Genomic DNA, 14,377 nt, shown 5'->3' with positions numbered 1-14,377 from the left:
AAGTAACGAATGCCGCTGCCATAGGTGCGGTGTTTTTAGGCGGTTTCTTTTACAAAGAAGTAAGCCGAGTTTGTCTAAGAAAAGGAGAAGACGTTCATGAAAATTGTCATCGACACAATGGGCGGAGATCATGCTCCTAAAGCTCATGTTGCGGGAGCAATGGCTGCGGTTCGTTCCTTTAAAGATGTTGAAATTCTATTAGTAGGTAATGAACCGGAAATCCGCAAACATTTAACCAAATCAAAGAATATTTCTGTGTTACATACGGACGAAAAAATAGAAGATGACGATACACCGACAAGAGCCGTTCGGAGAAAACGTAACGCTTCGATGGTGCTGTCAGTACAAGAAGTGAGAGAAGGACGTGCTGATGCTTGCATTTCATCAGGTAATACAGGAGCTCTCATGACAGCTGGTTTATTGCATGTCGGCCGTATAACAGGCATTGAAAGGCCAGCCCTTGCTCCAATGCTTCCCACAGTAGATGGGGAAGGTTTTCTGCTTCTTGATGTTGGCGCAAACGTTGATGCAAAAGCTTCACATTTACTCCAAAATGCATATATGGGATCCACGTATATGGAAATGGTAAAAAAAGTGAACCGTCCAAGAATCGGACTTATCAACGTAGGAACAGAAGATGGGAAAGGAAATGAACTTTCTAAAGAAGCATTTGACCTGTTATCAGAAGCTCCGCTGCATTTTATAGGAAATGTAGAAGCTCGTGATCTTTTAAACGGAGTATGCGATGTTGCTGTATGTGATGGTTTTTCTGGCAATTTAGTCTTGAAGTCGATTGAAGGGACAGCGGGCACCTTATTTACACTTTTAAAGCAGGAATTGACTTCTAGTTTCACGAATAAACTGGCAGCAGGATTATTGCGATCTAGTTTTATTAATATCAAAGAAAAAATGAGCTATTCACATTACGGAGGAGCTGGATTATTCGGTTTAAAAGCTCCGGTTATTAAAGCGCACGGTTCTTCTGATCATACAGCTGTATATCATGCTATCCGCCAGGCTAGACAAATGGTAAATGAGAAAGTAACAGATGTAATAAGCAAGGAAGCAAATAAACAGGAGGAATAAGACATGGCAAAAACAGCGTTTCTTTTTCCCGGACAAGGGTCGCAGCACGCCGGTATGGGAAAAGATATTTATGACAACCATTCCGGTGCAAAAAATAGAATAGAGTCAGCAGACGAAACGTTAGGTCATCCATTGTCTGGACTAATGTTAAATGGACCAGAAGAAGAATTGAAGCGGACAGAAAATGCTCAGCCAGCGTTGCTTACAGCCAGTACAGCTTTGTTTGAAATGCTAAAGGAGAAAGGTTTGACACCTGATTATACGGCAGGACATAGTTTAGGCGAATATTCTGCTCTGGTTGCAGCAGGGGTACTTCCTTTTTCTGATGCGGTTAAGATTGTAAGGCAGCGCGGTTTATTTATGGAAGAAGCAGTACCGTCGGGTGTTGGAGCAATGTCAGCTGTCATGGGGTTAGATAGAAGAGAGCTGCAAGTAGTGACTGAAAATGTATCAGGAAGCGGTGACATTGTTCAGCTGGCAAATTTAAATGCACCTGGGCAAATTGTCATTTCCGGGGCTAAAGAAGCTGTAGAAAAAGCAGGAGAACTTGCCAAGGAAAAAGGGGCCAAACGGGTCATACCATTGCAAGTGAGCGGTCCTTTTCATTCTAAGTTGATGCAGCCGGCTCAGGACAAGTTAGAAAGTGTTCTTTCCCCGGTAGTTTTTCAAGACGCTGAAGTACCAGTGGTTGCTAATGTAAATGCAAAAGAAGCCACAAAAGCTGGAGTGCTCAAACAGCAGTTAGTTGAACAAGTCACTTCCCCTGTGTATTGGGAAGACACCATACGACGTCTCCTTGAACTTAATGTAACGACATTTGTCGAAGTAGGACCTGGCAATGTTCTGAGCGGTCTTGTGCGACGGGTTCAGCGCAGAGGGGTAAACGTCCACGCTGTTCAAGATATGGAATCGATGGAAAAAACAATAGAGAAATTAAAAAAGGAGGAGTCGTAATTGTTAAATGGTAAATCAGCGCTTGTTACTGGCGCTTCCCGCGGGATTGGCAGAGCAATTGCTCTTGAACTTGCTAAAAGAGGAGCAAATGTAGCAGTCAATTATGCAGGCAGTGCTCAAAAAGCAGAAGAAGTCGCTGCAGCCTGCAAAGATTACGGAGTTGAGGCGTTTGCGATCCAAGCGGATGTGTCAAAAGAAGATGATGTAAAAGCAATGATAAAAGAAGTGACCAATGTATTCGGAAGTATTGATATTTTAGTTAACAATGCAGGTATTACTCGTGACAACCTAGTGATGCGCTTAAAAGAAGAAGATTGGGATGCTGTACTTGATACAAACTTAAAAGGTGTCTTCCAGTGCGCGAAAGCAGCTGCACGTCCGATGATGAAACAGCGCGGCGGTAAAATTATTAATATTGCTTCTGTCGTTGGCGTTTTAGGGAATGCAGGACAAGCAAATTATACAGCTGCAAAAGCTGGTGTAATCGGTTTGACTAAAACATTGGCAAGAGAATTTGCTCCTCGCAGCATTCAGGTGAACGCGGTAGCTCCTGGGTTTATCGCGACAGATATGACAGAAGAGCTGCAAGAAGACTCTAAGGAAGCTTTACTGCAGCAGATTCCGCTTGGCGCGCTTGGAGAACCGGAAGACATCGCGAAAACGGTGAGTTTTCTTGCTTCCGAAGATGCAAAATACATTACGGGCCAAACCGTTCATGTGGACGGCGGTATGGCTATGCCCTAACCTGTAAAAAATAGGTATAAAGGTTAAGTGTGACAATCGGCATAATTGCATCTGCGTTTTATAAAAGAGTGTGCCCCTTGGTTAACTGTAACTAGTAAATGAAGGACACATCTTCTATAATGTCAATTAGTACTAATAAAAATCCTTTAAAGGAGGTGAAAATAATGGCTGATACACTCGATCGCATTAAAAATATAGTTGCTGATCGTCTAGGAGTAGAAGAATCAGAAGTAACGAAAGAAGCTACTTTTAAAGACGACTTAGGCGCCGATTCGTTGGATGTGGTTGAACTCGTAATGGAATTAGAAGACGAATTCGACCTTGAAATTTCTGATGAAGAAGCAGAAAAAATTTCTACTGTTGCTGATGTTGTCAATTACATAGAAGCACAGCAATAATAGATATCATGAGAAGAGGCCGTAAAAAAGGCTGATGCCACCTGCTCTTTTAAGCGGTCTCTTTTTCTTTGTACTTTAGGAAAGTTTTAATTTGCTAAATGATCAAAGTATAAGCAAAACTACGACTTCCGCCATTTGGACCCGGTGGTAAGCTAAGTTTTTCTAATACTGTTAAGACGCATAAAATCTTATCGGTACACAGTATAAAAAACGGCAATTTTCGAGATTAGGATTTGCTAAAAACAAAAAAGAGAAAGTGGTTTCCTCACCTCTTATTATTTTTCAAGATACTGGTACGAAAAACGGAGGACCTGCTATGGCACACCCATCACAAAAATCAAAAAAACATCCGTCCTCGCGCGGACGCAGGACTAGAAAAAAATTGGTGCTCACCGAAGAACACCGTCAAAAGCTTACAAAAATGCTTGAAACGCTTGGTTTATCATTTGAAGACGAAAAACTTTTGATTCAAGCTTTTACTCATTCATCCTATGTGAATGAGCATCGTATACGTTCCGTTCATGACAATGAACGCCTGGAATTCCTGGGGGATGCTGTCCTTGAGTTAGCTGTATCGCAGCACCTTTTTAAACGGTTTGCTACGATGAGTGAAGGAGATATGACAAAACTCCGCGCAGCCATTGTATGTGAGGCATCGCTTGCCAATCTTGCAGAAGAGCTGCATTTTGGAGAGCTTGTTTTTCTAGGCAAAGGAGAAGAAATGACCGGTGGGCGGAAACGGCCGGCTTTACTGGCAGATGTATTTGAAGCATTTGTAGGAGCGTTATATCTTGATCAGGGGATCGAGCGTGTATATACGTTATTAAATCAAACAGTTTATCCGAAAATTGATCACGGTGCTTTTTCGCATATGATGGATTTTAAAAGTCAATTACAAGAACATATTCAAAGAGATAACCTGGGAAGTATTGTTTATGAAATTAAAGATGAAATCGGACCGGCACATAGCCGTGAATTTGTGTCAGCAGTATATTTAAATGAAAAAGTACTTGGGGAAGGACGGGGCCGTTCTAAAAAAGAAGCGGAACAGCATGCTGCTCAGCAAGCGCTGTCAAAATTAGATCCAACGGAAACCGAGAAGGGAAAGATAGAGTAACAAGTTCCTTTGGAAGATAGTATATGTGCACGGCGTTTCAGTTTGAGTCTGAACCAGGCATTGGAATGAAAAACCACGCGAAACAAAAATATCTCCGCGTGGTTATTTCTAATACTTTAGAATATAATGCTTTATGACTTTTTAAGTTTTCCAAGCTCTGAAACAATAGCGTCCATTTCACTTACACTGAAATGTTCTTTGCTTTCTACCATTTCATAAATATCTTTAATGTCCTCGTAATTTTTCAAGTCAAAGCTGTCCCCTTTCATGACAGCTGTGTTCACTACTTGCAGTTTTTGCGTGATTTCTTCTACCATAAAGCTCAAATTTTCTTGTGTTTTTTCTTCTAAACTCAACATTTTCCCCACCTTTTTTCACTGCTTTTCCATGTATTCATTTTAGGGGTTTTACGCTAAAAGCGCAAACAGGCATTAAGTCCTGGCAATACGACCTTCTTCGAAAATTGCAGGTATGGTAAAATAGTGTAGCCACATTAACATAAGGATTGCAGCATGCAGATTTCAACATAGAAAGAAAACAGAGGAGGATACAGATTTGTTCCTCAAACGACTTGAAATTAAAGGATTTAAATCATTTGCAGAAGAGATGAACATAGAATTTTTGTCTGGTGTAAATGCCGTGGTTGGCCCGAATGGAAGCGGAAAAAGTAATATTTCAGATGGTATACGCTGGGTTCTAGGAGAACAGTCGGCAAGGTCCTTGAGAGGATCTAAGATGGAAGATGTTATTTTTGCTGGCAGTGATACACGCCGGGCATTAAACCTAGCAGAAGTTACACTTGTTTTAGATAATGAAGATGGCGAGATGGAGCTTGGTTATAGTGAAGTTAGCGTAACACGCAAATTATACCGCTCTGGGGAAAGTGAATACTTAATCAATCAACAGCCATGCAGACGAAAAGACATTGTTGAATTGTTTATGGATTCGGGAATGGGAAAAGAAGCATTTTCGATTATCGGCCAAGGTCGAGTTGAAGAAGTACTTTCAAGCAAGCCGGAAGAACGCCGGGCTATTTTTGAAGAAGCTGCCGGGGTTGTGAAGTATAAACAGCGCAAACATCAGGCTGAGAAAAAATTAACTGAAACGCAGGATAATCTGAATCGGATCGAAGACATTTTACATGAACTCGAGGGCCAAGTGGAACCTTTGAAAATGCAAGCATCAGCGGCTAAAGATTACCTTGCTAAAAAAGAAGAATTAGAAGAACATGAAATTGCACTGACGGTAAGGGAAATAGAAGAAAAGCATGAAAAATGGACAGCGCTTCAAAATGAATTAGATCATGTGGAAGAAAAAAAACAGAAAGTAAACAACAAACTGCAGCAAGATGAAGTTCAGTTATCAAAAGTCCAAAAAGAGGCCGAATTACTTGATGAGTCCATCAACACACTGCAAGATAAGCTTGTAGCCACCAGCGAACGTTTGGAAAAAGAAGAAGGTCAGCGCCGTCTTTTAGAAGAACGAGGAAAAAACGCTGGAGAGAAAAAAGAAGAATGGGAGAAGCGTTTACAAGAAATAACACGAAAAAATGAGCAAACCAAAACTGACCTTGAAACCCAGCAGAAAAAATTGCAGAAAAGTACATCACAAGTAAAAGAACTCGAAGAAAAACTTAAAGAAAATCAAAAAAAGTGGAAACGTTATGCACATAGCAAAGAATCGGAAATTGAATCGTTAAAAAGCGAATATATTGAGCGGTTAAATGAACAAGCTGCGATTCGAAATGAAGAAAGACATGTATCAGATCAAAAAGCGCAATTAAATAAAAAATCCGGTTCCCTGCAAAAAGAAAATGAGATGTATGTAAGGGAAAGACAACAATCGGAAAAAACAGCAGCAGAACGACGGGAAGAAACCGAAAACCTGCAAGCGCATTATGAAAAAATGAAAACAGCATACAAACAACTTCACAAACAATGGAGTGAACATACAGAAGAAACAGACAAGCAAGAGAAAAAGTTGTATGAAGCCTATCGTTATTTAGATCAGACGAAATCACGAATGAATGTACTAGAAGAAATGGAAGCTGATTATTCTGGTTTTTTTCAAGGCGTAAAAGAAGTATTAAAAGCTAAAGAATCAAATCTAACAGGGATTGTCGGAGCAGTAGCAGAATTAATTGATGTGGAAAAAAAGTATGTTACTGCTGTAGAAACAGCGCTTGGCGGTTCTTTACAGCATGTCGTAACCGAAACAGAAAGTGATGCTAGACAAGCTATTCAATATTTAAAAAGCAGACAAAAAGGAAGAGCAACCTTTTTGCCGTCAAACGTTATCCGTAAAAGGCCCTTGTCTGCTTCCATAAAACAAAAACTTGAGGCTGCGGAAGGGTTTATTACAGTTGGCTCAGAAGCGGTGAAAATACAAGACGCTTATAAGCATATTATCGAAAACCTGCTCGGCCAGGTTGTGTTTGCTAAGACATTAGAGGCAGCGAACAACATGGCTAGAATTTCCGGCTATAAAGTTCGTTTTGTAACATTGGATGGCGATGTCGTTAATCCAGGCGGTTCAATGAGCGGAGGAGCAGCTAATCAGAAAAAAGGGCAGCTGCTTGCACGGCAGCAAGAGCTTGAAGAATTAAAGAAAAAGTATAAAATCATGCAGGAAAAAACAGAAAACTTGGAGCTCACCGTTAAAACCTTAAAAGAAAAGAGAGAACAACTTACTAGACAATTAGAAACGCGCGGTCAAGAAGGAGAGGAAGCCAGAGACAAGCTCGAGCTTGCAAAAGAAAAACTTGCAAAAGCAGAAGCAGAGCTTTCCCGCGCTAATTCTCGTCTGTCCCTGTTTGATAAAGAATCAACTTCTCTTGAAGAAGAAAAAAGAAAACTTGACCACCGTCAAAAGGTACTTAGTGAAAATAAAGAATCGATTAAAGCTAAGCTGAAACAAGTTGAAGAAAAGATGACTGAGCTTGAGTCGATGGAAAAAGAACGCGGTCAAAAATTAGAGCAATTAAAGGAAGAAGAAACGGCTTGGAAAGTCGAACTAGCAGCTGCAAAGGAAACGATGTCTCATGATTCGTCTGAAATGAAACGCTTAGTGTCTCAACATAAAGAAGAAGAAAAAGACCTTGAGACGCTGCAAAAAGACATTGAAATCTTACAAGAACAGTTGTCTTCCTTAGATGGGGGCGACGATGCTCTGCAAGTAGATATTGAAGCCATAAAAGAAAAGAAAGAACAGTTAACCCAAGAAATGACAGCCCTTCGCCGAGACCGGGTCGAAGGCTATGAAAAAGCGGAACGTTTGAAGGCTAGTATTCAACAGCTTTCCTATGACTATAATGAACATCAGAAGACGTTTCACGACAAACAAGTGGAGCTGAACCGGCTTGACGTGGAACTAGATACAAGGCTGAACAGTCTCCAGGACACTTATGAGCTGACGTTCGAACGAGCAAAAGACATGTATCCTCTCACTATGGAGACACAAGAGGCTAGAAAGAAAATTAAATTAATTAAATTGGGAATAGAAGAATTAGGCACGGTGAACCTCGGTGCCATTGAAGAATATGAAAGAATACATGAACGGGTGTCGTTTTTATCAGTGCAAAGAAGTGATTTGCTTCAAGCGCAGCAATCCCTGCGTGATGTGATTAATGAAATGGATGAAGAAATGAAGCGGCGTTTTTCAGAGACCTTTACCGAGATACGCCATCATTTTCAAGAAACCTATACAGAGCTGTTTGGCGGTGGAGAGGCAGATCTTCACTTAACAGCCCCGAAGCAGCTGCTTGAAACGGGAGTAGATATTATTGCAAGGCCTCCCGGGAAAAAACGACAGCACCTCTCTTTGTTATCAGGGGGAGAGAAAGCATTAACAGCGATAGCGTTATTGTTTTCCATTGTCAAAGTAAAACCTGTACCGTTTTGTGTGCTTGACGAAGTGGAAGCAGCCCTTGATGAAGCAAATGTCACACGCTTTGCCAAGTACTTGCGAACATTCAGCCAGACCACTCAATTTATTGTAATCAGTCATCGAAAAGCCACAATGGAAGAGGCCGATGTGCTATACGGGATTACGATGGAAGAATCAGGTGTTTCTAAAATGGTTTCTGTCAGACTTGAAGAAACGTCTGAACTAATAGAATCCGCCACTTAATCAGAAGGGAGTTTACATATTTATTATGGGTTTTTTTAAAAAATTAAAAGATAAATTTACTGAACAGACAGAAACAGTGACAGAAAAGTTTAAAGATGGACTGACGAAGACAAGAGACTCTTTTGTCGGCCGGATGAACGAGTTATTTGCCCAGTACCGCACGGTGGATGAAGACTTTTTTGAAGAACTAGAAGAAATTTTAATTGGGGCAGATGTCGGTGTTTCGACCGTCATGGAGCTTATTGACGAATTAAAAGATGAAGTAAAACTTCGCAACATTAAAGAATCAAGAGAGATTGCACCAGTCATTAGTGAAAAACTGGCTGAAAAACTGGATAAAAGTGGAGAAGATGCAGACCTTAACATGCAGGACGATCAAATGACTGTCATTCTTTTTGTCGGCGTTAACGGAGTAGGTAAAACGACAACTATCGGAAAAATGGCTCATTCGTTTAAAGAAAAAGGGAAAACAGTTGTTATGGCTGCGGGAGATACGTTTCGGGCAGGCGCGATTGAGCAGCTAGAAGTATGGGGGGATCGAGTGGGAGTTGATGTCATAAAGCAGCAAGCTGGTTCTGACCCTGCTGCTGTTATGTATGATGCTATCCAATCGGCTCGTGCTAAAAAGGCAGATGTACTCTTATGTGATACGGCAGGAAGACTGCAAAACAAAGTAAATCTGATGAAAGAGCTTGAAAAAGTTAAGCGGGTGATTTCGCGTGAAATACCCGATGCCCCTCATGAAGTCCTCTTGGTACTTGACGCCACCACAGGTCAGAATGCAATGAGCCAGGCCAAGACATTTGGTGAAGCAACGGAAGTCTCCGGGATTGTGTTGACAAAGCTGGATGGTACTGCAAAAGGCGGTATTGTACTAGCCATAAGAAACGAATTAAATATACCGGTTAAGCTGATAGGCTTAGGGGAAGGCATGGATGATCTGCAGCCATTTGATGCAGAACAGTTTGTATATGGTCTTTTTAAAGAACTAGTCGAAGAAGAGACAGGGGAAGAAATGGAAGAAGGAGAAATAGAAAATACACGTGAATAATAATTGGACGTAAAGGTATTTTCTTGACAGACAGTGATAATTTTAGTATCATCCTTGTTTGTAAAGGGATTTGACTTAACATTAAGAGGGTGAACGATCATGCTCGAAAAAACTGTACGCATGAACGCTTTATTTGATTTTTATCAGCCCTTGTTAACGTTAAAACAGCAGAAGTATATGGAGCTTTACTTTCTTGACGATTTTTCGCTAGGAGAAATTTCCGAAACATTCGACGTCAGCCGTCAAGCCGTTTATGATAACATTAGACGGACTGAGGCGATGCTAGAAGAGTATGAAGAAAAACTCGGTCTTTATCAAAAATATAAAGAGCGGACAAAGCGATACCGTCAGTTAAGAAAGTACGCTGAAGAAAGCTCTCCTTCCCCCGGTCTGATGAAAACCATTGATGCGCTCGAAAAATTAGAGGAGGAGGGGACAAAATAATGGCTTTTGAAGGTTTGGCGGAACGACTGCAGGCAACCTTTGACAAAATGAAGGGCAGAGGGAAAGTTTCAGAGGCAGACGTTAAAGAAATGATGCGTGAAGTGCGTCTTGCCCTTCTTGAAGCAGACGTTAACTTTAAAGTCGTGAAAAAGTTTGTCAATGACGTGAAAGACCGTGCAGTCGGCCAAGAAGTGATGAAAAGCCTCACCCCAGGCCAGCAAGTTATTAAGGTGGTTAATGAAGAGCTCACAAAGCTGATGGGCGGTGAACAAAGCAAAATCGCTCACGCTCAAAAGCCGCCTACCGTTGTAATGATGGTTGGTCTGCAAGGTGCCGGGAAAACAACGACGACAGCGAAGATTGCCAACTATCTCCGCAAAAATAATAATCGAAAACCGCTGATGGCTGCTGCTGATATATATCGCCCGGCCGCTATTGATCAGCTGAATACATTAGGGAAACAGCTTGATATGCCTGTATTTTCTCTAGGTAATCAAGTAAATCCTGTTGATATAGCGAGCGGTGCGGTAAATCAGGCGAAAGAAGAACATCAAGATTATGTTCTCATCGATACCGCCGGCCGTTTGCATGTAGATGAACAGCTGATGGGAGAACTTCAGGAGATAAAAGATACAGTTCAGCCTGATGAAATTCTTTTAGTTGTGGATGCAATGACAGGGCAGGATGCTGTAAACGTCGCTGAAAGTTTTAATGAACAGCTTGGCCTGACTGGCGTTGTCCTGACAAAACTTGATGGTGACACAAGAGGCGGCGCCGCTCTATCCGTTAAAGCAGTAACGGAAACTCCGATTAAGTTTGCGGGGATGGGGGAGAAAGTAGATCAGCTTGAACCTTTCCACCCTGAACGGATGGCTTCCCGTATTTTAGGTATGGGAGACGTACTTTCTCTCATCGAAAAGGCTCAAACCAACGTAGATGAAGAGCGCGCTAAGGAACTTGAGAAAAAAATACGTTCAGCGGATCTTACCTTTGATGATTTTCTCGAACAGTTAGAACAAGTTCGCAGCATGGGACCGCTCGATGAATTGTTAGCGATGATGCCTGGCGCCAACAAAAAGGCGATGAAGAACATTCAGATTGATGAGAGTCAAATTGGCCGTGTTGAAGCGATAGTGCGCTCTATGACAGCACATGAAAAGCAAAACCCTTCTGTAATGAATGCCAGCCGTAAACGCCGTATTGCTAAAGGGAGCGGTACAACTATTCAAGATGTCAATCGTCTGTTAAAACAGTTTGAAGATATGAAAAAAATGATGAAGCAGATGACGTCTATGCAAAAGGGTAAGAAAAAAGGAAAAGGCGGTTTCCAATTGCCTTTTATGTAGTGAAAAGGAAAAAACCTTTACAGGGAATCCAATTCCTATTATAATGTGCTATTGTGTGAAATAATTTTTTGTGAATAATTATGGAGGTGTCATAAATGGCAGTAAAAATTAGACTAAAACGTATGGGTTCAAAGAAAAAGCCTTTTTACCGTGTGGTGGTAGCAGATTCCCGCGCGCCGCGTGACGGACGTTTCATCGAAGAAATCGGGACGTACAATCCATTGAGAGAACCTGCAGAAGTGAACATCAATGATGATAAAGCACTCAAGTGGATGCTTGACGGTGCAAAACCATCTGATACCGTTCGTAACCTCTTCTCTAGAGAAGGTCTTATGGAAAAGCTTCACAACGCTAAAAACGAAAAGTAATTGTCTCAGCACTCTAAAAGAAGTGCGTGAAGGATCATTACTTTAAGGAGGCGGGGGAGAGCAATGAAAGAGCTTGTTGAAACGATAGCCCGCGCCCTCGTGGATTATCCAGACAGTGTTGATGTAGAAGAACGTCAGCAGGACAACACCCTCGTCTTAACGTTGTCTGTCCATGAGAGTGATATGGGAAAAGTGATTGGAAAACAAGGCAGAATTGCTAATGCGATACGTTCTGTTTTGTACGCATCCGCTTCTCATCAAAAAAAGCGTGTTCGCCTTGATATCGTAGAATAATAGCAGACAAAAAAGGTGAGGATTCGGTCCTTGCCTTTTTTGCGATGATAGAATATTAAAAATAAGCATATCGCTTTTAACTAAGAACACATAATGGAACGACACATTTGTTATACTTTGGGAAAGATTAACTTTGCTAAAGGATAAAAGTATAAGTGAAACTAAGACTTCCGCCATTTGGACTTGGCGGCAAACCGAGTTTTTCTAAATATGATAATAGTATGTCTAACTTCAAAGCCTCTCAAATTGAATCTGGATGGAGTGGATCATGCGAATAATTAAAAAAGTAACGGTAAAGCATGTACTTACGGAGTCATTAAAAGAAAAAATGACAGATGATTTCTATGAAGAACAGCACCGGCTGGAAAAAGAAATCGAACAGCTCCGGTTTCAAATGCAGAAACAGTGGAGAGCAGAGGAAACGTCGAGACGCAAAACAGAAATAAAAGAACGGTTTGAAAAGGAAGTCGAAAAACGAAAAGAAAAAATAAATAGAGTATTGTTTCAGCGTTCTCAGCTCGAACAGCTGCCGCTTTTTTCAGAGATTACTGCTGGACAAGTCGATGCGATAGAAGAAATAGAGACAGGAGACGACTGGCCTCTAGCCGAACAAGAAATAATAGTCGAAGACGGAAAAATAATTTCTATTCGTAACAATAGGGCGGATGATAATAATGGAATGGTTTAATGTCGGTAAAATCGTTAATACCCATGGTGTCCGTGGAGAAATAAAAGTCCTTCCGATAACTGATTTTGAACAAGAACGCTTCGCAAAGGGAAAAGAGTTGTACATTAGTCAAGAAACAAGCAATGACAAAGAAAAAGTAACCGTGAAAAATGTCCGCTCTCATAAGCAATTTGTTTTATTAATGCTTGAAGAAATTTCTTCTTTAAATGAAGCAGAAAAATGGAAAGGCGGGATGATTTACGTTCCTGAAGCTGATCTTCAAGAACTTGATGAAGGAGAGTATTATTACCATGAAATCATCGGATGCCAGGTCTACTCGGAAGAAGAAGAACTGCTCGGTGAAGTTTTTGAAATTTTATCTCCGGGGGCAAATGATGTCTGGGTCGTAAAGCCTTTGGAAGGAAAAAAAGATATTATGATCCCGTATATTGATGATGTGGTAAAAAAAGTAGACACCGTCCATAAAAAAATTACCGTGCATTTAATGGAGGGGCTGCTCCCATGATGAGAATGGATTTTTTAACGCTGTTTCCGGAAATGTTTCCAGGAGTACTTGAATCGTCGATATTAAAACAAGCTGCTGAAAAAAAGGCAGTTTCCTTTAATGTGCTTAACATTCGGGATTTCTCTGAAAATAAGCACGGTAAAGTAGATGATTATCCTTACGGAGGCGGAGCAGGAATGGTACTTACCCCGCAGCCGGTTTTTGACGCTGCTGCTTTTGCAGCTAATGAAGCTCGCGGGAAACCTCGTGTTATTTTGCTTTGTCCGCAAGGTAAACCTTTTAGTCAAGCTGAATCTGAAAGGCTGGCGTCTGAAGAACATTTAATTTTCATTTGCGGGCATTATGAAGGATATGATGAACGAATACGCGAAAATTTAGTAACAGATGAATATTCTATTGGAGATTTTGTATTAACCGGAGGTGAGCTGGGAGCGATGGTCATGGCAGACAGCATCACAAGATTGCTTCCAGACGTTTTAGGCAACGCGGAGTCTGCAAAAAAAGACTCGTTTTCCAATGGGCTGCTTGAACACCCGCATTATACACGACCTGCTGATTTTAAAGGCTGGAAAGTACCTGAAGTATTATTGTCTGGTCATCATGAAAATATTGCTAAATGGAGAAAACAGCAATCTCTAAAACGTACAATGGAAAGACGTCCCGATCTTCTAGAAGGCAGACAATGGACAGAAGAAGAAAAAAAGGTGCTGGAAACATTGAAAAATGATAACTAAACATTGCTTACAAAGTTTGCTTATGATATGATTTACGTTGTGGCGAAAGCCGTTTACTACGATGTTCCGCTGCCGTTTAATGCAAGGCATGAGCATTTGGAGAAAGGGAGGCGAATACGATGCAAGACCTTATTCGCGAAATTACAAAAGAACAGCTTAAAACGGATCTTCCAGCATTCCGTGCCGGAGACACTGTACGTGTTCACGTGAAAGTTGTAGAAGGTTCCCGTGAACGTATTCAGGTGTTCGAAGGTGTCGTTATTAAGCGTCGCGGAGGCGGAATCAGCGAAACATTCACTGTTCGTAAAGTATCTTACGGCATTGGTGTAGAGCGTACATTCCCTGTACATTCCCCGCGTATTGACAAGATCGAATTGAAGCGTCGCGGAAAAGTCCGTCAAGCGAAGCTTTACTATCTTCGCAACCTGCGCGGAAAAGCAGCCCGCATCAAAGAAATTCGATAAAAGAAAAGATAAAAAGACTGTGGCGGCCCGAACCGTTACAGTCTTTTTTTCATTTT

Annotated in this window: 17 protein-coding genes; 16 read left to right on the top strand and 1 reads right to left on the bottom strand. The window is 41.2% G+C overall.

Features of this window, described 5'->3' with window-relative positions; translation table 11 throughout:
* The first annotated feature begins 96 nt into the window (after window positions 1-96).
* From plsX to rnc, 5 genes are all read left to right on the top strand, one after another.
* Window positions 97-1,086 (top strand): phosphate acyltransferase PlsX, encoded by a 990-nt coding sequence (gene plsX / locus CEF16_RS05815; RefSeq protein WP_091582979.1) that lies wholly within the window; start codon window positions 97-99, stop codon window positions 1,084-1,086.
* Window positions 1,087-1,089: 3 nt separating this feature from the next.
* Window positions 1,090-2,040: an ACP S-malonyltransferase gene (fabD, locus tag CEF16_RS05810; protein WP_091582982.1), complete on the top strand. Its 951-nt coding sequence runs from the start codon at window positions 1,090-1,092 to the stop codon at window positions 2,038-2,040.
* Entirely contained in the window at window positions 2,041-2,784 is a 744-nt protein-coding gene (fabG, locus tag CEF16_RS05805; protein ID WP_091582984.1) for a 3-oxoacyl-[acyl-carrier-protein] reductase, read from the top strand.
* 164 nt (window positions 2,785-2,948) lie between these two features.
* Window positions 2,949-3,182 (top strand): acyl carrier protein, encoded by a 234-nt coding sequence (gene acpP, locus CEF16_RS05800; RefSeq protein ID WP_091582987.1) that lies wholly within the window; start codon window positions 2,949-2,951, stop codon window positions 3,180-3,182.
* 316 nt (window positions 3,183-3,498) lie between these two features.
* On the top strand, window positions 3,499-4,299 hold the full coding sequence (gene rnc / locus CEF16_RS05795) for a ribonuclease III (RefSeq protein ID WP_091582990.1): 801 nt from the start codon (window positions 3,499-3,501) through the stop codon (window positions 4,297-4,299).
* A 131-nt stretch (window positions 4,300-4,430) separates the two neighbouring features.
* Here rnc and CEF16_RS05790 read toward each other — a convergent pair whose 3' ends face one another.
* Window positions 4,431-4,658, bottom strand: coding sequence for a DUF1128 domain-containing protein (locus CEF16_RS05790; RefSeq protein ID WP_091582993.1), 228 nt, complete (start codon window positions 4,656-4,658; stop codon window positions 4,431-4,433).
* A 196-nt stretch (window positions 4,659-4,854) separates the two neighbouring features.
* Between CEF16_RS05790 and smc the strand changes: the two genes are divergently transcribed.
* The 11 genes from smc (at window position 4,855) to rplS (ending at window position 14,321) form a co-directional block, all read left to right on the top strand.
* Window positions 4,855-8,427 (top strand): chromosome segregation protein SMC, encoded by a 3,573-nt coding sequence (gene smc, locus CEF16_RS05785; protein ID WP_091582996.1) that lies wholly within the window; start codon window positions 4,855-4,857, stop codon window positions 8,425-8,427.
* A 25-nt stretch (window positions 8,428-8,452) separates the two neighbouring features.
* Window positions 8,453-9,478, top strand: coding sequence for a signal recognition particle-docking protein FtsY (ftsY, locus tag CEF16_RS05780; protein ID WP_091582999.1), 1,026 nt, complete (start codon window positions 8,453-8,455; stop codon window positions 9,476-9,478).
* Between the two features lie 96 nt (window positions 9,479-9,574).
* Entirely contained in the window at window positions 9,575-9,922 is a 348-nt protein-coding gene (locus CEF16_RS05775) for a putative DNA-binding protein (RefSeq protein WP_139185920.1), read from the top strand.
* Window positions 9,922-11,268 carry a signal recognition particle protein gene (gene ffh, locus CEF16_RS05770; RefSeq protein WP_091583005.1) on the top strand — a complete coding sequence of 449 codons (1,347 nt, stop codon included), beginning with the start codon at window positions 9,922-9,924 and terminating at the stop codon, window positions 11,266-11,268. Before CEF16_RS05775 ends, ffh begins: the two co-directional genes overlap by 1 nt.
* Before the next feature lie 95 nt (window positions 11,269-11,363).
* Window positions 11,364-11,636 carry a 30S ribosomal protein S16 gene (rpsP, locus tag CEF16_RS05765; RefSeq protein ID WP_091583008.1) on the top strand — a complete coding sequence of 91 codons (273 nt, stop codon included), beginning with the start codon at window positions 11,364-11,366 and terminating at the stop codon, window positions 11,634-11,636.
* A 63-nt stretch (window positions 11,637-11,699) separates the two neighbouring features.
* Window positions 11,700-11,930, top strand: coding sequence for a KH domain-containing protein (locus CEF16_RS05760; protein WP_091583010.1), 231 nt, complete (start codon window positions 11,700-11,702; stop codon window positions 11,928-11,930).
* Between the two features lie 155 nt (window positions 11,931-12,085).
* The gene (locus CEF16_RS24765; RefSeq protein WP_281259149.1) at window positions 12,086-12,208 is read left to right on the top strand and encodes a hypothetical protein; all 123 of its coding nucleotides are present in this window, start codon (window positions 12,086-12,088) and stop codon (window positions 12,206-12,208) included.
* Window positions 12,199-12,618, top strand: coding sequence for a YlqD family protein (locus tag CEF16_RS05755; protein WP_170031628.1), 420 nt, complete (start codon window positions 12,199-12,201; stop codon window positions 12,616-12,618). Before CEF16_RS24765 ends, CEF16_RS05755 begins: the two co-directional genes overlap by 10 nt.
* Complete coding sequence (rimM, locus tag CEF16_RS05750) at window positions 12,599-13,123, top strand: ribosome maturation factor RimM (RefSeq protein ID WP_091583224.1); 525 nt, start codon at window positions 12,599-12,601, stop codon at window positions 13,121-13,123. Before CEF16_RS05755 ends, rimM begins: the two co-directional genes overlap by 20 nt.
* Window positions 13,123-13,857 (top strand): tRNA (guanosine(37)-N1)-methyltransferase TrmD, encoded by a 735-nt coding sequence (trmD, locus tag CEF16_RS05745; RefSeq protein WP_091583227.1) that lies wholly within the window; start codon window positions 13,123-13,125, stop codon window positions 13,855-13,857. Before rimM ends, trmD begins: the two co-directional genes overlap by 1 nt.
* A gap of 119 nt (window positions 13,858-13,976) precedes the next feature.
* Entirely contained in the window at window positions 13,977-14,321 is a 345-nt protein-coding gene (gene rplS / locus CEF16_RS05740; protein ID WP_091583015.1) for a 50S ribosomal protein L19, read from the top strand.
* The last annotated feature ends 56 nt before the right edge of the window (window positions 14,322-14,377 follow it).

Source organism: Alteribacillus bidgolensis (genome assembly GCF_002886255.1).
Classification (GTDB): Bacteria; Bacillota; Bacilli; order Bacillales; family Marinococcaceae; genus Alteribacillus; species Alteribacillus bidgolensis.
Note: the sequence above shows the minus strand (reverse complement) of the source record. Positions and strands in the feature narration are given on the sequence as shown.